The organism is Parafrankia discariae (assembly GCF_000373365.1).
Classification (GTDB): domain Bacteria; phylum Actinomycetota; class Actinomycetes; order Frankiales; family Frankiaceae; genus Parafrankia; species Parafrankia discariae.
In genome coordinates this window covers 15,826-41,724 of sequence record NZ_KB891226.1, presented here as the reverse complement: position 1 = coordinate 41,724, position 25,899 = coordinate 15,826, and the positions used below count along the sequence as shown (strand labels likewise).

Genomic DNA, 25,899 nt, shown 5'->3' with positions numbered 1-25,899 from the left:
CTGGGTCTAGCGGCCGAAGAAGTAGTTCACGTTCGCCGTCGCGGCCGGGTAGCTTCCGGTGATGCCGGAGCTGCAGTAGCCCGCGTCGGTGACGACGGTGATGCCGCTGACGCCCACGGCGGCGTCGCTGCAGAGGAACAACAGCGGGTAGGCCTGCTCCAGCGGCGTCGCCGCCTCGATGCCGAGCTCGGCCCGGTAGTCGGCGCCGAAGCCGAGCCACATCTCCTTGTTGGCCTGGGCCAGCGGCGTGTCGGTGGGGCCGGGGCAGATGGCGTTGACGCGGATGCCCCGCTTCTGCAGCGCGAACGACTCGCGAGCCACGTAGGCGCAGATCGCCTGCTTGCTCCACGTGTAGTCGGCCTTGCCGTGCTCCTGGACCCACAGCGTCGCCGCGTCGAAGTCGGTGATGTCGAGGAATTCCTTGAGCAGCGGGAGGTTGCCCTCCCAGCCGAGGCCGGCCGCCGACGAGATGAAGCCGATGGCCGAGCCCCGGGGCAGCAGGCCCCCGGCCAGCAGGCGGTCGATGAGATACCGATGGCCGATGAAGTTGATCCGCTCGATGCCGGGCGTGCCGTCGGCGACACCGGCGGCGGAGAACAGCGCGTGCACCGGCCCGCCGACCTGCTCGACGGCCGCGTCGATCGACGCCGCGTCCGCCAGGTTGACGTGGATGGACTTGGCGCCGGGCAGCGTGACCTCGGCGTAGTCCATGACCACGACCTCGGCGCCGGCGCTCTGCGCCAGCTCGGCGGCGGCCGCGCCCATACCGGTCGCCCCGCCGACGACGAGGACCCGCTTCCCGTCGTAGCGGAACGCGTCGAACAAGGTCATGTCACTTTCTCCTACCTGTCGAGTCGGATGGTTGGTGTGCGGACGGCCCGGGCGGCCGCTACGCGACGACGCCGCGCACCTTGAGGTCCACGACCGTGTCCCAGTCGAGCCCGAGCTCCGCGAGGATCTCGTCGCCGTGCTCGTTGAACTGCGGCGCCCGGCGGGTGGCCGACGGCTGCTCGTCGAACTGCACCGGCGCGGCGGCCAGCTGGAACGGCACGCCGGCCGCCGTCTCGAGGTCCTGGATGTAGCCGTTCGCGGCGGACTGGGGGTCGACCGCGGCCTCCCGCGTGTCCTGCACGACCGCCCACTGGCCGACGAAGTCGGCCAGCCGCGACCGCCACTCCTCGAGCGTGCGCTCCGCGAAGGCCTCGCGCAGCAGGGCGATCGCCTCGGTGCTGTTGTCCCGCAGCGCCGTGTGGTCGGCGAACCGGGGGTCGACCGCCAGCTCCGGCCGCCCGATCACCTCGCACATCGGCGGCCAGTACCGGCCCGCCTGCAGGCAGGAGAACGCCAGCCAGCGCCCGTCCTTGGTGAGGTAGTTGCCGACGAGCGGGTTGGCCATCGCGTTCAGCGGCAGCGGCTCCCACGGCATGTTCAGCACCAGCGAGAGCCCGAGCGCCTGGCCCATGGCCCACAGGCCGGTGCCGAGCAGGGACACGTCCACGATCTTGGCGACGCCGGTCCGCTCCCGGTGGAACAGAGCGCCCATGATGCCGCCGGCGATCGTCATCGCGCCGATCGAGTCCCCGAAGCCCGGGGCCGGCGGGCTCGGCACATGGCCGTACTCCGGACGGGTCAGACCCGACGCGATCCCGGCGCGAGCCCAGAACGCGAGCGAGTCGTAGGACCCCCGGTCGGCGTCGGGGCCCCGCTCGCCCTGGCCGGTGCCGCGCACGTAGATGATGCGCGGGTTGTGCTCGCGGATCGACTCGACGTCGATCCTCAGCTTCGCCCGCACCTTAGGCAGCTTGTTGGTGAGGAACACGTCGGACGTCGCGGCCAGCCGGTAGAGCAGGTCGCGGCCCTCGTCGGACGTGAGGTCGAGGCCCAGGCTGCGCTTCCCGCGGTTGGAGTGCTCCAGCAGCACGTGGACGTCCGCCGGCACCGCGGCCACCCCGGCCGAGGCGAGCCCGCGCATGGCGTCGCCGCGCTCGACGTGCTCGATCTTGATGACCTCCGCGCCCCAGTCGGCCAGCAGGGCCGAGGCCGCCGGCACGAAGGTGTGCTCGGCGACCTCGAGGACGCGGACGCCCTCCATGACACCGCTCATCGAGCCGCGCTCACGTCCTGGAGTCCGTCGGCCTCCACCCGGCCCACTCCGGCGGCCTCGTTGCGCTTGCGCCACTCCGCCCGCGACATCCGCGTCACGTCCACGTCGGTGGCCTGCGCGCGCAGCGCCCCCACCGTCGCCTGCTCCTTCGGGACGTGGCTGAACGGGTCCCAGTTGAAGAAGCGAGCACTGTTCTCCCAGGTGATCTTGTGGATCTCGGCATCCGGGACGCCGGCGGCCTGCAGCTCGTTCCACACGAACTCCGGCGACTCCGGCCAGGTCGTGTCGGTGTGCGGGTAGTCGCACTCCCAGGCGATCACGTCGACGCCGATGTCGTGCCGCATCTTGAGACCGGCGGGGTCGGTGATGAAACAGGCCAGGAAATGCTCGCGGAAGACCTCGGAGGGCAGCTTCCCGCCGAAGTCGCCCTCGATCCACGTCTGGTTCTGGAAATGCCGGTCGATACGGTCGAGATAGAACGGGATCCAGCCGATGCCACCCTCGGAGAGGGCGACCCGCAGCTTCGGGAAACGGCGCAGCGTGGGACCGAAAAGCAGGTCCTGCGCGGTGAGCATCGTCAGCTGCGACGGTATCACGATGGAATGGTCCACGGGCGCCTCGGGCGCCAGCTGCACGATGTCCCAGGCGCCGCCGATGTGCAGGCAGAGCACCATGTCCTCGTCGACGAGCGCCTTCAGCATCGGATCCCAGTAGCCCGACAGGAAGCTCGGCCAGCCCTGCCCGTGCGGCGCCTCCAGGAAACTGATCGCGCGGCAGCCCTTCCGGGCGATCCTCCGGATCTCCGCGACCGCCAGGTCGACGTCCCACATGGGGACGATTCCCAGCGGGATGAACCGGCCGGGGTAGGTGGCGCACCACTCGTCGATGTGCCAGTCGTTGTACGCCTGGAGCATGATGTAGGAAATCTGCTTGTCGCCGGCCTCGCTGAAGGTCCGGGCGTTGAAGCCGGCCATCGTCGGGAAGCACATCGAGGCCAGCACGCCGTTGACGTTCATGTCACGGACGCGCTCGTGGACGTCGAAACAGCCCGGCCGCATCTCGGACATCGAGCCGGGGTGGAATCCCCATTCCTCGCGGGGCCAGCCGACGGTCGCCGCCATGCCGAACGGCGTCGCGGTCGCCTGCCCCTGGAACACCCAGAGATCCGCGCCCTCCTCACCGCGCACGACTTTCGGGGCCTGGTCCAGCCACTTCGCCGGAACATGCCGCTTGTACATGTCCGGGGGCTCGATCGAATGGTCGTCAATGCTGATCAGGATCATGTCCGACTGCTGCATTTTCTTTCTCCCCTGGGGCTGCGGCGGAACGGTACGCAAAACACTGGCTCCGGGACGGCTGTCAGCCGATGCGGACGGGCATCTTCTCCCAGCCCCGCACGGTCGAGGTGCGGGCCTGGACCGCGTTGTCCCAGTCGACCTCCCAGTCGGGGAAGCGCTGGAGCACCTCGTCCAGCGCGACCCGGCCCTCGAGGCGGGCCAGTGCGGCACCGAGGCAGTGGTGGATGCCGTAGCCGAAACCGAGATGGCGACCCACGGAGCGGTGGATGTCGAAACGGTCGGGATCGGGGAAACGGCGCTCGTCCCGGTTGGCGGAACCGTTGAGGAGGAGGACGACGCCGCCCGCGGGTATCGTCCGGCCGTGCAGTTCCACCTCGCGTTCGATGTACCGCGCCTGTACCGGGGAGGGCGCCTCGTAGCGCAGCACCTCCTCCACCGCGTTGGGAATCAGTGATCGATCGGCGGCGAGCTCGCGGCGCTGGTCCGCGTGCTCGCCGAGGAGCTTCCCGGCCCAGCCGACGAGCCGGGCCGTCGTCTCGTTCCCGGCCCCGGCCAGCAGGTTGATGTAGGCGATCACCTCATCCCGGGTCAGCGTGCGGACGGTCCCGGTCTCGTCCTCGAACTCCGCGTTCATGAGTTCCGTCATGAGGTCGTCCGAGGGATGTTCGGCCCGCCAGTCGACGTAGTCGCTGAACGCGCCCTCGATGCCGATGTCGGGTGGCGTCGGGTTGTCCGGGTCCTCGATGCGGAGATTGTCGTCGAAGAGGGCCCTGATCGTCTCCTGGTCCTCCTCCGGAATACCCAGGAGATAGCCGATCGTGCGCATCGCCATGTGCGTGCCGAGGTCTCCGATGAAGTCGAAGCCAGCGGTGCCGACGAACGGGTCGAGGGATCGCCCGCAGAACTCCCGGACCTTCGACTCGAGGGCGTTCATCTTCTTCGGCGTGAACACCCGGGCCATGACACCGCGGTGCGCGTGGTGCACGGGAGGGTCCTCGAAGAGGATGTTCCCGGGGGGTATGGGGACGTTCGCCTTGATGATCTCCAGGAGGGTGCCCCGCCCGGACAGGAAGGTGCCCCACTCGCTCAGGGCGCGCTCGACGTCCTCGAAGCGGCTCAGCGCGTAGAAGTCGTGCTTCTCGTTGTGGTAGAGCGGCGCCTCGTCGCGCAGCCGCCGCCACACCGGGTAGGGGTCGGCGTCGATCTGGAAGTCGTAGGGGTCGTAGTAGACGTCACCTAAATGGCTGGTGATTGACACGGTTGCTCCTTCACTGGGGCGAGCGGCCTTCCGGAGATGCCTCGTGCCTCGCGTCGTTCGCGGGGGTCGTCGGCACGGTGTTCGTCTGGGCATGCCGCCGGCGGCGGACCGCGCGGTTCCGGCCATGCCGAGCGTGCCGGTGGGCCGCGGGTGGCGTTCCGAGGCGGGTGACGTCCTGAGGCGGGAAAGGAATCCGCTGGATCCGCGGGACCTGCGGGATCCGCGGGCCGGGACTAGGCCTTCGGCCAGGCGAGGGACTTGGTCTCCAGGTACTGCTCGAATCCCAGCGTGCCGTTCTGCCGGCCGATCCCGCTGTGCTTGTAGCCCCCGAAGGGCAGGTCGGCTCCGTAGGGCGTGCCGCCGTTGACGCACATCCCCCCGGTGCGCACCCGGCGGGCCACGGCGAACGACCGTTCCAGGGATCCGGAGAAGACACCGCCGCTGAGCCCGTAGACACTCTCGTTGGCGATCCGGACGGCGTCGTCGTCATCGTCGAACGGGATCACCACGAGAACCGGCCCGAAGATCTCCTCCTGGGCGATCGTCATCGAGTTGTCCACATCGGTGAACAAGGTGGGCTCGACGTACCAGCCGGTGGGCAGGTGCTCGGGCCGACTGCCGCCGAGAGCGAGGGTGGCGCCCTCCGCCACCCCCTTCTCGATGTAGCCGAGCACGCGAGCCCGCTGCTTGGCCGAGATCAGCGGGCCCATCATCACGTCCGGGCGTTGCGGGTCGCCGTAGGGCACCGCCGCGAAGGCGGCCTTCAGCACCTCGACACCCTCGGCGTAACGCGACCGCGGCAACAGCATCCGGGTCTGGACGGCGCAGCCCTGACCGGCGTGGTAGCACACGCCCAGGCCGGCCATGAGCGCGCTCGGGAAATCCGCGTCGTCGAGGACGATCGTCGCGGACTTGCCCCCGAGCTCGAGGAACACCCGCTTCATCGTCGCCGCGCCCTTCGCCATGATCCGCTGCCCGACGGTGGTCGATCCGGTGAAGGAGATGAGGTCGACCTGCGGGGAGAGCGTCAGCTCCTCCCCCACCAGGTGGTCCGAGGAGGTGACGACGTTGACCACGCCGGGCGGGATGTCCGTGCGCTCGGCGACCAGCCGGCCGATGCGGGTGGCGTTCCACGGCGTGTCCGGAGCGGGCTTGAGCACCACGGTGTTGCCGGTGGCGAGGATCTGGCCGAGCTTGTTGAGGGCCACCTCGAAGGGGAAGTTCCACGGCACGATGGCGCCGACCACACCGGCCGGTTCCTTGCGGACCCGCCGCCGGTTGAGCACGCCCATCGCCATGCCGTCCGGGAGATCCGACTCCCAGGGGAACTCGTCGATCAGCTTGGCCGGGTAACGAAGCGCGCTCTCCAACGGGTCGTCGAGCTGCGGGCCGCTGGTCACCATCCGTGGGCAGCCGACTTCGAGGATGAGCTCCTCGCGCAGCTCCTCACGCTCGCTCTCCAGCGCGTCCTGCAACTGCTCGAGGCAGCGCTTGCGGAAGGAATGGTTCGTCGACCAGTCGGTTGTGTCGAACGCGCGGCGGGCGGCCGTGATCGCCCGCCGCATCTCCACCGTGGAGGCGTCCGCCACCTGGCCCAATAACTGTTCGGTCGCGGGGTTGATGTTGTCGAATCGCTTGCCCGAGTCGGCTTCGACGAGCTCGCCGTCCACAAGCATCCTGGACTCGGACCTGACATCGGTCACCGCGGTCACGGTGATCTCCTCTCGCCCGCAGGCAGAAGTACGCCCTGGTGTGGCTGAAGTACGCCGGTAGGTGACGGTGGTGGCTGGCGTGACGGTGGAGTCCGCATCCCGCGTCCCGCCTCTCCCACACGCTTCGCAACAGGAGCTGGTCAACGTCCGGTCCGGCGCCGGGAGCAGTGCTCACGTCTGGCCAGACCGCCACGTCGGGTTCTCGGCGACGCCGCCCGAGGAGATACCTGGGCGGGCGTGACGTCGCGGGTGGGTTGTGGTCCGTATCCGCCCGGGGACGCGAGGCGGGTGTCGTCTGGTGGTGTGGGAGAGCGGGTGATCTGGTCTCGACACCGAGTCGCGTGCGGTGTCGACATCGGATCGCGGGAACTGTCCCCCCGCTGGTGTCGTTGGTTGGAGTCCGCTGATCAGCCGGCGACGCCGGCCGCGCCGGGACAGGGCGCGCTAGCCGCTGTCGTCACGCCGGCGGCGCTTCTTGGGGTCGCGAAGTTGCAGCGCGTTGATGAAGATCTTGGTGATCTGGTCGACGGCGATGTCGAAGTCGTATCGAGAGCCGTCCTGCATGAGTGACTGTTCGGCGAAACGCAGTGTCATCGTGGCGAGCGCGTCGGTGGCGATGACCGCGTCGAGGGTCGCGTCCGCCAGGCCGCGTCGCTGGAGCTGTTTGATCGAGTGCGCCATCTCCTCACAGTGCCGCTGGTAGAGCTCGCTCCAGAGAGCGTTGATCGACTCGTTGTACCGCGCCACCTGCTCGATGACATTCATGATCCGCGCTTCCTCGCGGTGTGCCTCGAAACGAATTCGGATCGCCTTCGTGAGGCGCTCGCGGGGGGTGGCGGGAGAAGATGGATCAAGAATGACATCCATACCCGAGTTGAGGGCATGGTCTATGGCGGTGACCACCTCCCGGAGGATGTCCTCCTTCGAGTCGAAGTAGTGGTAGAAGGCGCTGTGGGTCAGGCCGGCACGCTCGCCGATGTCGGAGACCCGCGCGTCGTGGAAACCCTTCTCCTCGAAGACACTCTTCGCCGCCTCCACCAGTCGGGCCCTTGTCTCGGCTCCCCGGCGGGAGCGCGGCAGGTCGTCGTCCCAGCGCTGTGTCCTGAGCTGACTGTCGGCGCCGGAGCTCCAGACCGGTTCCGCCGCCGGCTTCGGCTGGGGAACTGCTGTCATCGGTACTCCTCCAGGGCCATCGGGTTGGTGCACTGCGAGTGCCGGGTCCGACGACGTAGTCGAACCCCACGCCCGCATCCGCCTCGGGCCAGGGGGTGCGGGCGGGCTTCGGTCAGCGCCCGCCGGCACCCGCTCACCTTCGGCATCTTCATCACCGCTCACCTGTTCACGGGGTCCCGGTCCGCCGCCGCTGCGCGCGGTCGTCGGGCCGGTGCCCCTCGCCGGCCTGCCGACGAGCCCGTTGCACCAAAACTGACATGATCCTGAAAAAAAATCGACGATCATGTCTGGAAAGTTGACGATAATGTAGACGCTCTCCGGGCCGACAGCAAGCACCTTCCGAACGGTCGCAGGCGGTCGACCGATGGCGACCAGCCCGCCTACCAGGCGTGGAACAGCGAGCCTTGCCGACGGACGGGCCGCGGCGGGATGGACGGACCGGGCCAGGGGGCCGCCGATCGATCAACCCCGTACCGGCGCGCGGTCGCACACCGCGCGCGGACACAGGCCACCGGACCCGCCCTCCCCGGACGAGGACGGCCGCCCCGGACGGAGACAGCGGCCCCGGAGACGATCCGCGGCAGCCGACAGCCGGCACCTCTCCGGTACCCCCTCCTTGCCTGGAGACGGGAATGCGCGGAACAACCAACCGAAAGCGGCATTTCCGGGAGAAGCCGACAAGGCGGGCGGCAGGCGAAGACCGGCCATGCACACATCTGCGCAAGGCGACCGATTTGCCACCCAGAGTCACAACCACTGGCCTCTTGACTTCCGGATCGGAAAATGTAAGCCTTCCCACACGTTCCGGCCGAACCGACAGGCAGTCGCGCCGGCGCGGCCCAGTAATTGTTCACCTGCCGGCTGACGCCGGCAGGTGGAACTGCCGCGTACTGGACCGCAGCCGACCTGTCGCGGCCACTTCAGCCACTACAGACCGTCGGCGGCCGTATTCACAGTCGCCGCCACGGGACGCTTCGCCGCAGTGCGTTCTATTTGGCTTCACCGGGATTCCAACCGACCGGCGGGCAGTATCAGCCGCTCGTTCAACTTCACTTTCGCAGGCGCGGTCCGGCGCGCCGCGGATTTCGGCTGCACCGAAGAGGCCGTCGTCGCGGAAAGCGCCGCGACGGCCGGACCGCCCGCGCAGCGACTACCCAGGAAGGTCGTCCAAGAAATGAATCCGAGGAAAGGCCTCTTACCCGTGCTGGCGGCGGCACTCGCCCTGGTGGCCGCCTGCGGGAGCGGCGGGGACGGCGGCGGCGCCAGCACGGCGGCACCAGGCACGGACGCCGGGACGACGGCGACACTCTCGCGCTCCTCCGCGACGCAGCCGGCCACCTGGAAGACCCTCCCGGTGTCGGGCACCCTGCCCTGCTCCGGCCACTCGCCCGACCCGACCCGGGGGATCACCCCCACCAGCATCAAGGTCGGCGGGATCGGCACCCTCAGCGGCGGTGGCACCTCCACCTACCAGGAGGCGGACCTCGGCGCCCAGGCCCGGTTCGACCGGGAGAACGCCGCGGGCGGCGTGTTCGGCCGCACGATCGACTACACCGGCATGGTCGACGACGCGCAGAACGCCCAGCAGAACGCCGACGCCGGGAAGAAGCTGGCCGAGAACGAGAAGGTCTTCGCCGCGGCCCCGGTGACGACCACGATGGCGGGCTACGTCGACGCGCTGTGCAAGAACGTGGTGCCGGCGTTCGGCTGGTCGTTCAACAGCGGGTTCTGCGGCCGGGCGAACACCTTCGGCTTCACCGGCTGCCTGCTGCCGGACAAGTACAACTCGATCCAGGTCGGCCCGTACGTCGAGCTGCTGTCCAAGAGTTCGGACAAGAGTGTCGTCCTGCTCGGCGTCGACAACGCCTCGGCCAAGCAGGGCGTCGCCGACACCAAGGATGCCCTGGAACGAGCCGGGCTGGACGTCGTCATGACGAACACCACCCTGCAGTACGGGCAGCCGCCCTCGGACCCGTCCTCCCTGGTCCGGCAGATCATGACCGCCAACCACGGCAAGCCGCCGGCGCTCGTCTACCACGTCACCGACTTCGTGAACGTGACCGCGCTGGCCCAGACGCTGACCGCCGCCGGCTACCAGGGCATCCAGACCAGTTCGGTGGGCTACGACCCGCGGCTGACCGGCCTGGAGGCGCTGAACAAGACCTACACGGCCGTCCAGTGGCTGCCGTTCGAGGAGACCGCCAACCCGACGGTGCGCCAGATGACCGACGACATCAACAAGTACGGCAAGGGCGCCAAGCTGTCCCTTACCTCGGCGATGGGGTGGATCTCCGCCGACATGCTGATCTCCGGCCTCAAGGCGACCGGCAAGGATCTCACCGTCGACAAGTTCCTGAGCACAATGAACAGCCCGGACTACCACTACGGTGACGGCATCTTCATCGCTCAGTCGACGTGGCCGGAGAATCATTTCTACGGCGCTCCCTGCAGTGCCTCCACCCAGTTGAAGGACGGCCACTACTCGCTCGCCGTTCCGCTCGTCTGCAACAACCCCTACACCAACTAGACCGGCACCCGTGCGAAGCGGGCGGAGGGCGGAACCAAATCCCTCCGCCCGCGGAGGGAGTCCCAGTCTCCGCACGGGGGCCGGGTCTGTCCCCCGCTTCCTGGACCGTTACGGGCCCGCAGGGGCGGAAAGGAGTGGGTGTGGTTGCGACCAGCACCGACAGCAGCGTCGCCGGGGTGACCACGGAACCGGCACTGGAGGTCCGCCACGTCACCAAGCGCTACGGCGGTCTCACCGCCATCAGTGATGTGTCCCTGCGGGTGGACCCCGGCGAGGTCTGTGGCTTCATCGGCCCGAACGGCGCCGGCAAGACCACCCTGTTCGACATCATCTCGGGCCTGACGCCGCCCACGTCGGGCGCCGTGTTCCTCGACGGAGTGGACGTCACCCGGCAGCTCCCGGAACGTCGCGCGCGTTCCGGTGTGCGTCGTACCTTCCAACGCGCGCAGCTGTACAGCCGCCTCTCGGTGGAGGACAACGTCCTGACCGCCATGGAATGGCGCGGCGGTGGGGGCGGGCTGCTCGCCGACCTGTTAGCCACGCCCGGCCGCCGGCGGCGCGAGGCCGAGCGGCGGGAGCACGCGCTGTCGGTGCTCGCCGCCTGCGGGCTGGCCGACCTGCGGCACAAGCCCGCCGGGGCGCTGCCGATCGGCCAGGCCCGGCTGGTGGAGCTGGCGCGGGCGATCGCCGACCGACCCCGGCTGCTGCTGCTCGACGAGCCGACGTCGGGCCTGTCCGCGCACGAGACGGAACTCTTCGGCGAGCAGATCCAGCGCCTGCGCACGACCGGCGTGGCGGTCGTGCTCGTCGAGCACGACGTCGGCTTCGTCATGGGCCAGTCGGACCGGGTCGTGGTGCTGAACCTCGGCTCCGTCCTGGCCGAGGGCACACCGGACGAGATTCAGGCCCACCCCGCCGTCCGAGCGGCCTACCTGGGCTGACCGCCAGACCGGATCTCCATCGAAGGGCCACACAATGGAGGAGTTCCTCAATCTCATCGTCGGCGGCGCCGTCGCCGGCGGTCTCTACGCCATCCTGGCGGCCGGCGTGGTCTTGACCTATCAGACGTCGGGCATCTTCAACTTCGCGCACGGTGCGGTCGCCTTCGCCACCGCCTATCTGTTCGTACAACTCAATGTCACCGCCGGCGTGCCGGTCGTCCCCGCGGCGATCATTTCCATTCTTGTCTTCGCGCCGCTGCTGGGCCTGTTACTGGACAGGCTGGTCTACCGGCGGCTCGCGCACGCCCCGGTGGCAGTGAAGATCGTGGTACCGATCGGGCTGCTGATCGCGGTGCCCGGGCTCTGCCTGTTCATCTCCAGCCGGCTGAACCTGTGGTTCCACCTGGACATCGCCGGCATCGAGGACCTGTTCCTGATCCCCGGCCTGGGGCCGACCCCGAAGAAGACCTGGACGCTCGGCGGGGTGCTGCTGGACAGCAACCAGATCGCCGTCTTCGGCGCCGCGGTGCTCACGGCCGTCGGTCTGTGGGTCCTGCTGCAGCGCACCCGGCTCGGGCTCCGGATGCGGGCCGTGGTGGACCGGCGGAGCCTGGCCGCCCTGCGCGGCATCGATCCCGACCGGACCTCGGCGGTGTCGTGGATGCTGGGCAGCTTCCTCGCCGGGCTCGCCGGTGTGCTGGTCGCCCCGATCTTCACGCTCAACACCCCGGTGTTCACCACGGTCGTGCTGATCTCGACGCCGGCTGTCGTGTTCGCCCGGTTCCGTTCGATGCCCCTCGCGCTCGCCGGCGGCCTGCTGATCGGCGTCCTGCAGAACCTCATCGTCGGCTACGCGGACTTCGCCCAGAACATCTCCGGGTTCAGCACGTCGGTGCCGTTCATCCTGCTGCTCGGGCTGCTGTTCGTGTTCGCCGTGGACCGCAGCCGGCGGGCCGGCGCGCACGCCGACGACGACCCGCCGCCGCCGTCCTACGGGACGGAGTCGAAGCGGCGCAAGGTCATCGCGTGGACGGTGTGGAGCGTCGTCGTCCTCGTCTTCGCGCTGTTCGTGGCGGACGAGTACTGGCAGTCACTCATCATCCGCGGACTGGCGCTGTCGCTGGTGCTGCTCTCCTTCACGGTCGTGACCGGAGTCGGCGGGATGGTCAGCCTCGCGCAGGCCGCGTTCGTGACCGCCGCCGGCATCACGGCCGGCTGGGCGGTCAGCCACCACTGGCCGTTCGCGGTCGCGCTGCTCCTGGGCACCGCGGTCGCCACCGCGATGGGCGTGCTGGTGTCGCTGCCCGCCCGTCGGCTCGGCGGACTGCCCCTGGCGCTGGCGACCCTGGCCCTGGCGTACCTCTGCCAGAACCTGTTCTTCCAGCTCAGCGGCGTGAGCCGGAACGACTTCGGTGGGTGGGTGCTCAGCCCGCCCGCCCTCGGGCCGGTGGACCTCGCCGACTCCCGCTCAATGATCATTTTCCTGTCGGTCGTGCTGGGCCTCGCCCTTCTCCTCGTCAGCAACCTGATCCGGTCGAGCTCCGGCCGGGCGATGGCCGCGCTGCGCTCCACCGAGCCGGGCGCGGTGACCATCGGCATCTCGGCGGGCCGCACGAAGACCGCGGTGTTCGCCCTGTCCGCGGCCATCGCCGGGTTCGGCGGTGTGCTGCTCGCGAGTTCGTCCGGGCGCATCACCCACCTTGACTACCCGGTCGAGACGGGCCTGTTCTGGCTCGCCACGGTCGTGTTGTTCGGGGTGCGCCGGCCAGCCGCGGCCGTGATCGCCGGGCTGAGCGCCGCCGTCAGCCCCGAGATCCTCAGCCACGTCGCGGAGACGTCCTACCTACCGCAGGTGCTCTCCGGCCTGGCCGCGATCAACCTGGCGCAGAACTCCGACGGCATCCTCGCGCTCACCGCGCAGCAGCGGTTCGAGCGCCGCCGCAGGCGGGAGCGGCGGGCGCTGCGCCGGGAGGCCGCCGCCACGGCGGCGACCCCGGTCAGCACCACCCCGAACAGCGTGACCCCGGTCAGCGCGCCGGACACCGAGGCCTCGGACGGTGCCTCGACCGTGCTCGAGCTGCGCGGCGTGCACGCCGCCTACGGCGCCGTGGAGGTGCTGCACGGGGTCAGCCTGACGCTGCGGGCCGGCGAGGTGCTCGCCCTCATCGGGGCCAACGGGGCCGGCAAGTCGACGATCTGCGGAGTGGTCACCGGCGGCGTCCCGGTGACGCGGGGCACCGTGCGGCTCGGCGGCCAGGACGTCACGGGGCTGCCACCGCACCGCAGAGTCCGGCACGGCGCCTTCCTCATCCCCGAGGGCCGCGGCATCTTCCCCGCCCTGACCGTGGACGAGAACCTCTCCCTGTGGCTGCCGTCCGCCGATGACCGGGACGCCGCCTACCGCCGTTTCGCGGTGCTCGGCCGGCGCCGCGGCCAGCTCGCCGGATCTCTGTCCGGCGGCGAGCAGCAGATGCTGGCCCTGGCGCCGGCGCTGGTGAAGCCCCCCGCCGTGCTGATCGTGGACGAGCCCTCGCTCGGCCTGGCCCCCCTCGTCGTCGCCGAGGTCTACGCCGCCCTGGAGGAACTGCGGGCCACGGGGACCGCGATCCTGCTGGTCGAGGAGAAGGCCCACGACGTGGTGGCGCTCGCCGACACCATCGCCTTCATGGCCGTCGGCCGGGTGGCCTGGGCGCAGCGGACCGCGGACGTCGACGCCGACCTGCTGGTGCAGTCCTATCTCGGGATCAGCGACACCCCCGCCGGGCCACCGGCAGCCCTGGCCGGCAGCACGACCGGCTCCAGCACGACCGGCCCCACCGTCCCGCAACCCGCGAAGGAGCGTCCATGAAAGCCGTACGTGCGGCCGAAGGCGGCGTGCGGCTCGTCGACCTCGACGAGCCGCCCGGCACCGGCGAGATCCTGCAGGTCCGCTCGGCGAGCATCTGCAGCTCCGACCTGATCTACATCAGCCAGGGCAGCCGCCACATTCTCGGCCACGAGCTGGCGGGCGTGCGCGCGGACGGCAGCGCCTACATCGTCGAGGCGCTCTTCGGCTGCATGGAGTGCGAACAGTGCCTGAACGGCAACTACAACCGCTGCCCCACGCACGGCGAGCGGGCGCTCGGCTTCAGCGCCGACGGCGGCATGGCCGAGCAGTTCCGCGTGCCCACGGCCCGATTAGTCCCGCTGCCGGCCGGCCTCGACGTGCGCGACGCCTCCATCGTCGAGCCGGCGTCGGTGTCCTGGCACGGCGTCCGGATCTCCGGCGCCGCCCCCGGAGCCCGGGTCGCCGTCGTCGGCGCGGGCGCGCTGGGCCTGCTCGCCGTCGCCGCCGCCCGCCGGCAGGGCATCACCGACATCGCCATCGAGGCGCGCTATCCGCACCAGATCGAGGCCGCCGAGCGCCTCGGCGCCAGCGGCCCGCCCAAGGGCGAGTACGACGTCATCATCGAGGCGGCGGGAAGCCCGGCCAGCCTCGCCCGCGCGGTGGAGCTGCTGGCGCCCGGCGGCACCGTCGTCGCCATCGGGGTCTACATGGGCACCATCGAGGTCGACTGGCTAAGCGTCTTCCTCCGCGAGGGCCGCCTGCTGTCCTCCCTCGGCTACTGCCGCCACGGCGGCGGCCGTGAGATGGACGACGCCGCGGCCATGCTCGCCGAGGAGCCCGACATCGCCCGCGCCCTCATCACCCACCGCTTCCCGCTCGAGGAAGCCGAGGAGGCGTTCCGGGTGGCGAGCGACCGGAAGTCGGGCGCCATCCGGGTCGTGCTGGAGCCATGAGACGGCACGCCCGGTCCCCCCGACACACCGGGATCGGCCCGTCACCGGTCCCCCGTCCCGCGGGCCCGTCCCACACGTCCGTCTACGCAGAGGAGCACCGATGACCCCGACCTCGGAGGTGGCCGCCCGGCCGGCCGTCCTGCCCGGCGCCGCCCGTCAGATCGGCTACGTCGTCCGCGACATCGATCAGGCCGTGCGCAGTTGGCTGGAGCTGGGGGTGGGTCCCTGGTACGTCCTGCGCGGCCTGACGCAGACCGGCGTCTACCGGGGTCGGCCCTGCTCGGCCCCGCTGTCCGTCGCCTTCAGCAACACCGGTGACCTGCAGGTGGAACTGATCTGCCAGGACGACGACACCCCCAGCATCTACACCGAGTTCCTGCACGCCGGGCACGAGGGGTTCCACCAGCTGGCCTGGTGGACCGACGACTTCGACGCCACCATGCGGGCCGTGACAGCCGCCGGCTGGCCCGTCGTGTGGTCCGGTGACGGTGACGGCGCGGCTCGCTACGCCTACGTCGAGCCGCCGGCCGGGCCCGCGACCATCGTCGAGATCATGGAGGTCACGGCCGCCACGGACGGCATCGCCACGCTGGTCCGCCAGGCCGCGCAGGACTGGGACGGCAGCGACCCGGTCCGCACGCTGAGCGTGTAGGCCGCCCGCCGACGGCGCGGGCCCGGCCGGGTAGTCCCCCCGGACCGGGCCCGCGCCGTCGGCGGACCTCGCCGCACGCTTCGACCAGTCAAGCCACAGGGAAGTGGAGGAGCCTTGACCAGGAATGGCACCCGGGCCGCCGGGACGGTGGGCATCGTGACCGGTGCCGGTCGCGGTATGGGCCTGGCCTGCGCGCAGCGCCTCGACGGCACGGTCGACGCGCTGCTGCTCGTCGACCGGGACGAGTCGGTGACGGCGCTGGCGAAGCGGTGGCCGGCGAGCGCGACCACCGTCGAGGCGTTCGTCCTCGACGTCACCGACCGGGAGGGACTGGACCGGCTCGCGGCGCGGGCCGGCGAGCTCGGCACGCTGCGCGCCGTCGCGCACGCCGCGGGCATCTCCCCGACCATGGCCGACTGGCGCCGCATCTTCGCCGTCGACCTCGTCGGGACGGCACTGCTCGCAGCGGCCCTGCGCCCGCTCACCACCGCCGGGACGGCGCTGGTGTGCTTCGCCTCCATGGCGCCGTACCTGCAGATCAGCGAGGCCGATCCGGCGGCCGACGCCGTGCTGGACGACCCGCTCGCCGAGGACTTCCTCGACCGCCTTCAGGAGGCCCTCGGGCCCGTCGTCGAGGACCCCGGCATGGCCTACTCGTGGGCCAAGCGCGGGGTGCAGCGCTTCGCCCGCCAGGAGGCGGTGCGGGTCGGTCCGCTCGGCGGGCGCGTCTGCTCCCTCTCCCCGGGGATCATCGACACTCCGCAGGGCCGGCAGGAGGCCGAGACCCACACGATCATGCAGACCCTGGTGGACCAGACTCCGCTCGGCCGCATCGGGCAGGCGCAGGACGTCGCCGACGTCGTCGCCTTCCTGCTGTCCGACAGCGCCCGGTTCGTGACCGGCGTCGACATCCTCGTGGACGGCGGCATCTGCGCCGCGCTGAGCGGGTCGGCGGCCGCCGCCACCCAGTAGGGCTCTGTCAGGTGCGACGCACCCTGGGTGGGGCCCACCGCCGGCGCGGCCTCCCGCGACGGCCCGTTGCCCGCCGACGACCTCACCGCACTTGTGGGCACCGATGCGGCGCGCGGACCGGCTATGCTGGCTCCATCAGCTCGTCGAGCTCCTGCCGCGAGTTGTCCGCGCGTCGTAGCGCCTGCCTCTCAGCATCGGGCTTCCGCTCCGCGCGTAACCGGCCGAGATCCTCGGATCCCCGGTTGTCGGCGGGACACCCGCACAGATAGAGATTCTTCTTGTCTTCGTTCACCGATCTCGGCGTGCCCACGCGCCTGACCGACGTTCTCACCCGTCTCGCCATCGAGACCCCCACCCCCATCCAGCGGGCGACGCTGCCGGACGCGCTCGCCGGACGTGACATCCTCGGCCGCGGCCGCACGGGGTCCGGCAAGACGCTCGCGTTCCTCCTGCCCATGGTCGCGCGGCTGTCCGGCGGGCCCCGGGCCCGGGCCGGGGCTCCGCGCGCGCTGGTTCTGGCGCCCACCCGCGAACTCGCCGCGCAGATCGACACGGCGCTGCGACCGCTGGCCGCCGCGGCCGGCCTCACCTCGTGCACCGTGTTCGGCGGCGTCGGTCAGGAACCGCAGGTGGCCGCGATCCGGCGGGGTGTCGACATCGTCGTGGCCTGCCCCGGCCGGCTGGAGGATCTCCTCGCGCGGGGGCGCTGCTCGCTGGCCCAGGTGAAGATCGTCGTGCTGGACGAGGCCGACCACATGGCCGATCTGGGGTTCCTGCCCGCGGTGCGCCGGCTGATCGGCCAGACCCCGGCCGGTGGGCAGCGCATGCTGTTCTCGGCGACCCTGGACAAGGCCATCGACACCCTGGTGCGCCAGTACCTCAGCAGGCCCGCGGTACACGAGGCCGACTCCGCCCAGTCCCCGGTGGGCACGATGGCGCACCATCTGCTGCACGTCGAGCGGGACAGCCGGCTTCCCGTGCTCGTCGACCTGTCCAGCGCCCCGGGCCGCGCGGTCGTGTTCACCCGCACGAAGCACGGCGCCAAGGCTCTGGCCCGCCAGCTCAACCGCGCCGGCGTGCGTGCGGTCGAGCTGCACGGCAACCTGAGCCAGAACGCCCGCACCCGCAACCTCGACGACTTCCACACCGGCCGGGCCTCGGCGCTGGTCGCCACGGACATCGCCGCCCGCGGCATCCATGTCGACAACGTGGCACTCGTGATCCACGCCGACCCACCGGCCGACCACAAGGCATACCTGCACCGTTCCGGGCGCACCGCGCGCGCCGGCAACAGCGGCACCGTCATCACCCTGGCGACCACGGAGCAGATCCGTGAGGTGACGCAACTGGCCCGCGCCGCCGGCATCAGGCCGACGACCACCCGGGTCGCATCCGCCGATCACCCGATACTCTCCGCACTCGCCCCCGGCACCCGGTCGCTCACCAGCCCCGTGGCCGCGATCCAGGCGGAGACCAGAACCACTCCAGCCCAGCGCCTGCCGGTCGGTGAAGACCCCGGCGCCGAGCCGACACCTCGAACGGGCAGACGGCGTGGACGCCGCCCCGCCGGCAACCACGGCCGCCGCGCCGGACGGTCCACGGCGTCTCGACCGCCCGTGGCCACGGCTCGTACCAGCTCGCCCGATCACGAGGCCGGCCCGTCGCCCGCGGAGCGGTCCAGGGCGCGACCGACCCACAGCGCCGCGATGTTCAGCGCACGCCGCGCCCGCTGATCAGGCTCGGTCACACCCACACAACATGAGCTCAGGTCCGTTCTGGCCGCGTCACCACAGGGCGGCGCTCCCACCCCCCGGGGGGAGCGCCGCCCTGAGCCGTGTCCCGGGAACGGGTCCGTGACCCGCCCCCCGGGGAACCGGTCCGGCTAGGCCGGGACCGAGATGTTCATCAGCCGGGCGAGGTTGCCACCCATGATCTTGCGGGTGGTCGACTCGGGCAGGTGCTTGAGCTCGTCGAGGTAGGTCAGCGGGCTCGCCAGCCCCTCCGGGTGCGGGTAGTCGGACCCGAACAGCACCCGGTCCTCCCCGATGAGCTCGGCGAGCGCGCCCAGGTCCTCCTCCCAGAACGGGCTGATGTTGATGTTCCGCTTGATGACCTCGACCGGGTCCTCCGTGAAGTCCTGCGGCAGCTTCTTGTAGAGATCCTTGATCGACAGCAGCAGCGGCGCGACCCAGCTGCTGCCGTTCTCGACCACGGCGATCTTCAGCCGGGGGAACCGGGACAGCGCGCCGTGGCAGACCAGCGCCGCCACCGCGTCCTCCACCGGCCGCCAGGCCTGCAGCATCCGGAACGCGCTGGGCTTGAACGGCAGCATCTCGGAGCTGGTGCCCGTCCAGTCGCTGTAGTAGCGGTCGTAGCCGCTGTCCGACGAGTGCAGCGTGACCAGGATGTCGGCCTCCTGCACCCGCTCCCAGAACGGGTCGAACTCCGGCAGCCCGAACGAGCGCGTCCCGCGCAGGCCGGGCACCGGCGCCGGGCGGATGAGGATCGCCCTGGCTCCGCGCTCCAGCACCCACTCCAGTTCCTCGATCGCCTTCTCCACGATCGGCAGGGAGATCACCGGGGTGGTGAAGATGCGGTCGAGGCCCTCGTAGTTGAACTGCCAGGTCTCGTACAGCCACTCGTTGAGGGAGTGGACGACGGCGTGGATCAGGTCCGGGTCGTCCCGCATCCGCTCCTCGATGAGGCTGGCCAGCGTCGGGAACATCAGGGTGCGGTCCAGGCCCTGCTCGTCCATGAGCTTCAGCCGGGCCGCCGGCTCCCGCCAGGCATCGATGCAGCGCACCGGCGCCCCGAAGATCTCCCGGTGCGACTTGCCCTCCGGGTTTCCGTGCCGGTAGTAGTCCTCCTGCGCACCCGGGCGGGCGACCACGTCGAAGGTCGGGTTCGGGATGTAGTCGCTGATCTGCCCCCGCACCACGATCTTCGTCCGGCCGTGGACGTCGACATAGTCGACGACGCCCTTGTAACGGGCGGGCAGGAACTTCGTCAGCGCGTCCTTGGTCTCGTACAGATGGTTGTCGGCGTCGAACACCGGGATGTCGTTGGCGGGCATCATGGCCTCCTCGGGCACACGAAAAGCAGCATGCGGGGCACGGCACAGCGGAAGGGGAACGCGGAAGCGGCAAAGCGCTGAAAGCGCCCTGCGGGCATCCGCCAGTTATCGCGGGCTTACTTGGGCTGTATCGCCAGGGCGATGTCGACGAGCATGTCCTCCTGGCCGCCGACCAGTTTTCGCCGGCCCGCCTCGATCAGGATGCTGCGGGCGTCCACGCCGTAGGTCTCGGCGGCTATTTCGGCGTGCCGGAGGAAACTGGAGTACACGCCCGCGAAGCCGAGCGTGAGCGTCTCGCGGTCGACCCGGACGGGGCGGTCCTGCAACGGCCGGACCAGGTCCTCGGCCGCGTCCTCCAGCGCGAGCAGGTCGCAGTCGAGATCCCAGCCCAGCAGCAGCGCGACCGCGACGAACGGCTCGATCGGGCAGTTGCCGGCGCCGGCTCCCTGCCCGGCGAGCGACGCGTCGACGCGATAGGCGCCCTCCTCGACCGCGGCGAACGAGTTGGCGACCGACAGCGAGAGGTTCTCGTGCGCGTGGATGCCGATCTGGGTGTCCGGGCGCAGGACGTCGCGGTAGGCACGGACCCGCTCGCGCACGCGGTCGGTGGTCAGCCGGCCGCCCGAGTCGGTGACGTAGACACAGTGCGCCCCGTACGACTCCATCAGCTTGGCCTGGGCGGCCAGCTCCGCCGGCTCGGCCATGTGGCTCATCATCAGGAAGCCGGAGACGTCCATCCCGAGCTCGCGCGCCGCGGCGATGTGCTGGGCGGCGACGTCCGCCTCGGTGCAGTGCGTCGCGACGCGGACCGAGCCGACCCCCATCGCGTGCGCGCGGCGCAGATCGGCGATCGTGCCCACGCCCGGCAGCAGCAGCGTGGTGATGGTGGCCTGCGAGGCGTTGGTGACCGCCGCCTCGATCCACTCCCAGTTGGTGTGGCTGCCGGGGCCGTACGTCAGGCTGGAGCCGGCCAGCCCGTCACCGTGGGTGACCTCGATCGCCCGGACGCCCGCCTTGTCGAGAGCGGCCACGATGGCGCCGACCCGCTCCGGGTCGACCCGGTGCCGGATGGCGTGCATCCCGTCCCGCAGGGTGACGTCCTGCAGATAGATGTTCGGCCCGCTCATGCCGTCACCTCGGATCCCGCGATGCGCTCGGCGACCCGCACGGCCGCCGACGTCATGATGTCCAGGTTGCCGGCGTAGGCCGGCAGATAGTGCGCGGCGCCCTCCACCTCGAGGAACACGCTCACCTTCCAGCGGACGTCGACCGTGTCGTCCGGCAGGAGAATGCGCATCTCGGCCGGGTCCACGGGGGTGAACTGCACGTCCTGCTTCAGGCGGTAGCCGGGCACGTAGGCGGCGACGTCCGCGATCATCCGGTGGATCGACTCGGTGACCGCGTCCCGGTCGACGTCGCCGACCAGGCACAGCACGGTGTCGCGCATGATGAGCGGCGGCTCGGCCGGGTTCAGGATGATGATCGCCTTGCCGCGCCGCGCGCCGCCCACCGACTCCAGCGCGTGCGCCGTCGTCTCGGTGAACTCGTCGATGTTGGCGCGGGTGCCGGGCCCGGCGGACTTCGACGCCACCGTGGCGACGATCTCCGCGTAGGCCACCGGGGTGACCCGGGAGACCGCCGCGACGATCGGGACGGTGGCCTGCCCGCCGCAGGTCGTCATGTTGACGTTGGGGGCGCTCAGGTGCTCGTCGAGGTTGACCGCCGGTACGACGAACGGCCCGAGGGCCGCCGGGGTGAGGTCGATCAGCCGCCGGCCGTACGGGGCCAGCGCCGCCGCGTTCGCGCGGTGGGCGTTCGCGCTCGTGGCGTCGAGCACGATGCCGGCCTGTTCGAACTCGGGCATCGCCAGGAGACCGGCCACCCCGTCGGAGGTCGTGGCGACGCCCAGCCGCCTGGCGCGGGCGAGGCCGTCCGACTCCGGGTCGATCCCCACCATGGCCGCCACGCTCAGCGACTCGGACCTTCGTTTGATCTTGATCAGGAGGTCGGTGCCGATGTTCCCGGACCCGATGATCGCCACCTGTTGCACGGTGTCAGCCTTCCTTCTCGAACGTCGCCGTTACCGGGCCCAGGGGGCCGACCTCGGCTTGGATCACGTCGCCGGGCTCGATGGGGGCAAGCGGACCGAGCGCCCCGGACAGGACGATGTCGCCGCTTCGGAGCGGATCCCCGAAGTCCAGTGCCGTGCGCGCGAGCCACGCCAGCGCGCTGAGCGGGTCGCCGAGGCACGCCCGCCCCGTCCCGGTGCTGGCCGTCACGCCGTTGCGCAGCATCCGCATCGACACGTCGGCCGGAGTGAACTCGTCCAGGGTGAGATGCCGGTCGCCCAGCACGAAGACGCCGCTGGAGGCGTTGTCCGCCACCGTGTCGGTGATGCGGATCCGCCAGTCCGCGACCCGGCTGTCGACGACCTCGATCGCCGCGACCGCGCTGCCGACCGCCGCCCGGACGGCGGCGGGCTCCGGGTCGACGATGTCCGTGGCGAGGATGAAGGCGATCTCGGCTTCGGCCCGGGGCTGCAGCAGCCGACCGAACGGCACCGTGGCGCCCGAGGCGTAGTTCATGTCGTCGAAGAGCACGCCGAAGTCGGGCCGGTCCACGCCGACCTGGCGTTGGACGGCCGGCGAGGTGAGACCGATCTTGCGGCCGACGACCCGCGCGCCGCGGGACACCCGCAGCGCGGTGAGCGCCGACTGCACCGCGTAGGCCGCGTCGATGTCGCTCGGGCCGATCAGGTCGGCGACCGGCGCGCACGGCACGTGCTCGACCGCCGCCCGGTCGAGCCGCGCGACGGCGGCCTCGATCGCCTCGCGGCCCACGCCGCCGGTCACAACGCTGCCAGTCACACGGCACCTCGGAATCGTCGGGGCGAGCACTGCCCGCGGGTGGACGCCGGCCTCATCGCGGGAAGGCCGTCCGCACGGCGAAGCCGGCGATCAGCTCGGGCGCGGGCCGGTAATAGCTGGTCCGCACCTGGTACGGCCCCGCCGCGGCCAGCGCCGCGAACGCGGCGACCCACGTGCGTATCTCGTGCGCGGAGTTGCCGCCCTCCCGGGTGATCCCCTCGTTCGTCCATCCGTCCAGCTCGGCCAGCCGGCCCTGGTCGAGGACGTCGAGCACCCGCCGGTCCCACTCGGGATTGAGCGGTCGCAGGTCGGCCGTACCGCGGGCGAAGCTCGCCGCCGCCTCGATCACCGCGCTCTGCCGGGCCTGCCGCTCACCGGCGGTCGGCGGCCGTCCGTGCACGATGCGCTCGAGCACCTCCGGCGGGCTGGCCAGGTTCGGGACGGGCGGGTCGTGCGAGAGCCCGCCCGAACCCAGCACGAGCACCCGCCGGTCGAGGCCGGCCAGGTAGCGGCCGATCGCGGCCCCCAGCAGCCGGGCCCGCCGCAGCGGCGCCAGCGGGACCGCCACCGAGTTGACGAAGACCGGGACCACCGGACGGGCCGCGATGTCGCCGAAGAGCGCCGCCAGCGGCTGCACCGTGCCGTGGTCGACGTCCATGCCGGTCGAGACGGCCACGTCGACGTCGGCCGCCCAGGCCGCCTCCGCGAGGCCGTAGGCGAGCTCGGCGGGGACGTCGAGCTCGCCGCTCTGCGTCCCGTAGTCGCCGACGCCGCGCGCCGCGGTGCCGACGCAGAACGGCGGCATGAGCCGGTAGAAGAAGCCGTTGTAGTGGTCCGGGGCGAACAGGACGACCAGCTCCGGGTCGTACTCACGCACCGCGTCCCGGGCGGCGGCGAGCGCCGTGCCGACGTCAGCCAGCAGAGACGGCGGCGGGCCGGGCAGACCGAGCAGCGGACTGTGCGACATGCAGCAGAGGGCGAGCGCCATCCTCGGCTCCCGGGGTGAGGGACAGCGCGCCGACGAGCGACGCGGCCAGTTCGGAGGTCAGCTGGGCGACGCAGGCACCGGCCACACACCGGTCGGGCCGCAGGAAGAGCACGGACTCCTCGTGCGCGTCGAACCAGGACTTGAGCGCGCCGGTACGGTCCCCGACCACCACGACGTCCGGGTGGTCCTGGTCGGCCCAGTGCAGCTGGGTGAGCGGCCGCAGCGCGACGAAGGTCGCGCCGAGCGCCTTCCACCTCGCGAACGTCTCGGGGCCGAGCAGCTCGTACGGGTCGTTGTTCCAGCACAGCACGGCGAACCAGGGCCCGAGCACGTCGTCGAGCCGGACGTTCTCCCGCTCGCGGGTGTCGACCCGCGGCTGGATGAACAGGGTCCCGACCGGCGAGTTCGCCCGGATCGGCTCCGTGTGCACGACCGCGCCCTCGACGTACCGCGGCATCGGTTTGAACCGCATCTCCACGACGTACTGCTTGAGCGCGGGCACGGCCGAGGCCGTCCGGGCGATCCAGTCCCGCACGGTGGCGACCCGCCGGTTGGTCGGGGAGATGATGCGCCCGACGGTCGTCGACAGGTCGATCATCGCCTGCGCGTGCCGGCGGCGCTCGACGTCGTAGGTGTCGAGCAGGGCCTCGCCGGCCAGGCCGTTCGCCACCGCGGCGAGCTTCCAGCCGAGGTTGGCCGCGTCCCGGATGCCGCTGTTGTAGCCCTGGCCCTGCCAGACCGGCATCAGGTGGGCGGCGTCGCCGGCGATCAGGACCCGCCCGGCGCGGAAGGAGCCGGCGATCCGCGAGTGGTGCGTGTACACCCGGCGCCGGATGATGTTGACCTGGTCCGGGCGCGGGACGAACCGGGCGAGCATCGTGCCGATGAACTCCGGGTCCTCCGCCGCCTCGTCGGCCTCGTCCGCGTGCAGCATGAACTCGAAGCGGCGGATGCCGTGCGCGATGGACACCGACACGTACGGACGCGCCGGGTCCGCGCCGACGTCCACGTTGGGCCGGCCGAGCGGGTCGGGGCGGATGTCGACCACGAGCCAGCGCGTCGGCGACGTCGTGCCCTCGAACGACACCCCCATGAGCTGGCGGGTGGCGCTGCGCCCGCCGTCGCAGCCGACGACATGGCCGGCCGTGACGGTCGAGGGGCCGTCGGGCCCGGACAGCCCCACCGTCACCCCGTCGGCGGTCTGCTCCAGTGACTCCATCCGGTGGTTCCAGCGGACCTCGACATGCTCGTACCGCCGCAGCCCCGCCAGCAGCTCGGCGTCCACCAGCGGCTGGACGAAGCCGTTGCGCTTCGGCCAGCCGAACGGCTCGCTGGTCGGCGCGATCTCGGCGAGCACGCGCTGCTTCGCGTCGACGAACCGCATCACCTGGTTGGGGTTCGTGTGCGGCAGGATCCGGTCGACCAGGCCCGTGCTCTGGAAGGTGCGCAGCGACTCGTCGTCCAGACCGACCCCGCGCGGGTAGTCGATCAGCGTCTCCCGCTCCTCGACCACCAGGGTGCGCACACCGTGGCCGCCGAGCAGGTTCGCGAGCGTCAGTCCCACCGGCCCGGCGCCGATCAGCACGACCGCCGGCGCGGTGGCGCCGGCTCCGGGGCCGGGGTTGGGGCCGGGGCCGGGGTTGGGCAGGTCCGTGGCCATGGTCAGCGCCCCAGCAGGAAGTCGACGTGCAGGCGGTTGAAGGTCTTGGCGTCCTCGTACTGGGGCCAGTGGCCGCAGCCGGGCATCACCTCGAAGCGGGCGCCCGGGATCATCGAGGCGATCCGGCTGCCCTCCTCGACGTCCGCGGTCGGGTCGTCGCTCGTCCACAGCACCAGCGTGGGTGCGGTGATGGCGCCGTACTCGGCCGGGCCGAGCAGGTTGCGGGCCCTGATCGTCGGATCCTGCAGCGCCATGATGTCGCTCATCGCCGCGGTGAAGCCGGGCTGCCGGTAGACGCGCTGCCGGCTGGCGACGAGGTCGTCGTAGTCCTTGGTCTTGTCCGCCATCAGCCACTTGATCCGGGCCTGGACGGTCGACCAGGCCGGGTCCTCCACCGCCGCCATCGACAGGGTGCGGATCCGGGCCATGACGACCGGATCGGCCTGCGACCCGCCGGCGGTGTTGAGCACCAGCCGGTCGACCCGGTCCGGATGGTCGACGGCCGCGCGGGCCGCGACCCAGCCCCCGAGGGACTCGCCGCTGATGTGGGCCCGGTCCGCGCCGATGGTGTCGAGCACCGCGGTCAGGTGCTCCACGTAGTGGGCGATCTCCAGGGGATGACCCGGCCGGCCCGTGTACCCGTGCCCGAGCATGTCGATCGACCACGTCGAGAAATGCCGGGCGTGGGCCTCCAGATTGCGGACGTAGGCCTCGGCGTGCCCGCCCGAGCCGTGTAACAGGACGAGCACCGGTTGGTTCTTGTCGCCGGCGTGCAGATATCTCGTCCGCACGCCCGCGGCGTCCAGGTATCCCTGCGAGAACGGGACGCCTTGAAGGTCACTCCAGATGCTTTCGAACTCCGACACGCGCCTGGCCCATCCCTCGGTCACGCTG

At 71.0% G+C, this 25,899-nt stretch carries 20 protein-coding genes; 7 read left to right on the top strand and 13 right to left on the bottom strand.

All coding sequences use genetic code 11. The features are described from left to right. Positions 1-6 precede the first annotated feature (6 nt). From B056_RS0120355 to B056_RS0120330, 6 genes are all read right to left on the bottom strand, one after another. Positions 7-831 (bottom strand): SDR family oxidoreductase, encoded by an 825-nt coding sequence (locus tag B056_RS0120355; RefSeq protein ID WP_018503707.1) that lies wholly within the window; start codon positions 829-831, stop codon positions 7-9. A gap of 58 nt (positions 832-889) precedes the next feature. Continuing rightward, complete coding sequence (locus tag B056_RS0120350) at positions 890-2,104, bottom strand: CaiB/BaiF CoA transferase family protein (protein ID WP_026239922.1); 1,215 nt, start codon at positions 2,102-2,104, stop codon at positions 890-892. Continuing rightward, positions 2,101-3,402, bottom strand: a complete 1,302-nt coding sequence (locus tag B056_RS0120345; RefSeq protein WP_020572611.1) for an amidohydrolase family protein — start codon at positions 3,400-3,402, stop codon at positions 2,101-2,103. Before B056_RS0120345 ends, B056_RS0120350 begins: the two co-directional genes overlap by 4 nt. Before the next feature lie 61 nt (positions 3,403-3,463). Further along, complete coding sequence (locus B056_RS0120340) at positions 3,464-4,660, bottom strand: cytochrome P450 (RefSeq protein WP_018503704.1); 1,197 nt, start codon at positions 4,658-4,660, stop codon at positions 3,464-3,466. A 233-nt stretch (positions 4,661-4,893) separates the two neighbouring features. Further along, on the bottom strand, positions 4,894-6,336 hold the full coding sequence (locus B056_RS0120335) for an aldehyde dehydrogenase family protein (protein ID WP_051105691.1): 1,443 nt from the start codon (positions 6,334-6,336) through the stop codon (positions 4,894-4,896). A gap of 480 nt (positions 6,337-6,816) precedes the next feature. Next, positions 6,817-7,545 (bottom strand): TetR/AcrR family transcriptional regulator, encoded by a 729-nt coding sequence (locus B056_RS0120330; protein ID WP_018503702.1) that lies wholly within the window; start codon positions 7,543-7,545, stop codon positions 6,817-6,819. Positions 7,546-8,746: 1,201 nt separating this feature from the next. On the opposite strand from B056_RS0120330, the gene B056_RS0120325 reads away from it, so the two are divergent. From B056_RS0120325 to B056_RS0120295, 7 genes are all read left to right on the top strand, one after another. Continuing rightward, positions 8,747-10,072, top strand: coding sequence for an ABC transporter substrate-binding protein (locus tag B056_RS0120325; RefSeq protein ID WP_018503701.1), 1,326 nt, complete (start codon positions 8,747-8,749; stop codon positions 10,070-10,072). 134 nt (positions 10,073-10,206) lie between these two features. Continuing rightward, positions 10,207-11,013, top strand: coding sequence for an ABC transporter ATP-binding protein (locus B056_RS0120320; RefSeq protein ID WP_018503700.1), 807 nt, complete (start codon positions 10,207-10,209; stop codon positions 11,011-11,013). Between the two features lie 34 nt (positions 11,014-11,047). After that, complete coding sequence (locus tag B056_RS0120315; RefSeq protein WP_018503699.1) at positions 11,048-13,861, top strand: ABC transporter permease subunit; 2,814 nt, start codon at positions 11,048-11,050, stop codon at positions 13,859-13,861. Further along, positions 13,858-14,793: a zinc-dependent alcohol dehydrogenase gene (locus B056_RS0120310; RefSeq protein ID WP_026239919.1), complete on the top strand. Its 936-nt coding sequence runs from the start codon at positions 13,858-13,860 to the stop codon at positions 14,791-14,793. Before B056_RS0120315 ends, B056_RS0120310 begins: the two co-directional genes overlap by 4 nt. A 100-nt stretch (positions 14,794-14,893) precedes the next feature. Further along, the gene (locus tag B056_RS0120305) at positions 14,894-15,445 is read left to right on the top strand and encodes a VOC family protein (protein WP_018503697.1); all 552 of its coding nucleotides are present in this window, start codon (positions 14,894-14,896) and stop codon (positions 15,443-15,445) included. A 114-nt stretch (positions 15,446-15,559) separates the two neighbouring features. After that, positions 15,560-16,417: an SDR family oxidoreductase gene (locus tag B056_RS0120300; protein ID WP_026239918.1), complete on the top strand. Its 858-nt coding sequence runs from the start codon at positions 15,560-15,562 to the stop codon at positions 16,415-16,417. Positions 16,418-16,719: 302 nt separating this feature from the next. Further along, a complete protein-coding gene (locus tag B056_RS0120295) occupies positions 16,720-18,150 on the top strand; it encodes a DEAD/DEAH box helicase (RefSeq protein WP_020572607.1) in 1,431 nt (476 codons plus the stop codon). Between the two features lie 149 nt (positions 18,151-18,299). Here B056_RS0120295 and B056_RS0120290 read toward each other — a convergent pair whose 3' ends face one another. From B056_RS0120290 to B056_RS0120260, 7 genes are all read right to left on the bottom strand, one after another. After that, positions 18,300-19,490, bottom strand: a complete 1,191-nt coding sequence (locus B056_RS0120290) for an amidohydrolase family protein (protein WP_026239917.1) — start codon at positions 19,488-19,490, stop codon at positions 18,300-18,302. A 116-nt stretch (positions 19,491-19,606) separates the two neighbouring features. After that, positions 19,607-20,617, bottom strand: coding sequence for a 4-hydroxy-2-oxovalerate aldolase (gene dmpG / locus B056_RS0120285; RefSeq protein WP_018503693.1), 1,011 nt, complete (start codon positions 20,615-20,617; stop codon positions 19,607-19,609). Further along, entirely contained in the window at positions 20,614-21,540 is a 927-nt protein-coding gene (locus B056_RS0120280; protein WP_195905932.1) for an acetaldehyde dehydrogenase (acetylating), read from the bottom strand. The genes dmpG and B056_RS0120280 overlap by 4 nt, the downstream gene beginning before the upstream one ends. Before the next feature lie 4 nt (positions 21,541-21,544). Then, the gene (locus tag B056_RS0120275; RefSeq protein ID WP_084647203.1) at positions 21,545-22,357 is read right to left on the bottom strand and encodes a 2-keto-4-pentenoate hydratase; all 813 of its coding nucleotides are present in this window, start codon (positions 22,355-22,357) and stop codon (positions 21,545-21,547) included. A gap of 52 nt (positions 22,358-22,409) precedes the next feature. Next, a complete protein-coding gene (locus tag B056_RS0120270) occupies positions 22,410-23,345 on the bottom strand; it encodes a 3-carboxyethylcatechol 2,3-dioxygenase (protein ID WP_076784737.1) in 936 nt (311 codons plus the stop codon). Continuing rightward, positions 23,269-25,005: a bifunctional 3-(3-hydroxy-phenyl)propionate/3-hydroxycinnamic acid hydroxylase gene (locus B056_RS0120265; protein WP_018503689.1), complete on the bottom strand. Its 1,737-nt coding sequence runs from the start codon at positions 25,003-25,005 to the stop codon at positions 23,269-23,271. The genes B056_RS0120270 and B056_RS0120265 overlap by 77 nt, the downstream gene beginning before the upstream one ends. 2 nt (positions 25,006-25,007) lie before the next feature. After that, positions 25,008-25,871 carry an alpha/beta fold hydrolase gene (locus tag B056_RS0120260; protein WP_018503688.1) on the bottom strand — a complete coding sequence of 288 codons (864 nt, stop codon included), beginning with the start codon at positions 25,869-25,871 and terminating at the stop codon, positions 25,008-25,010. Between the last annotated feature and the right edge of the window lie 28 nt (positions 25,872-25,899).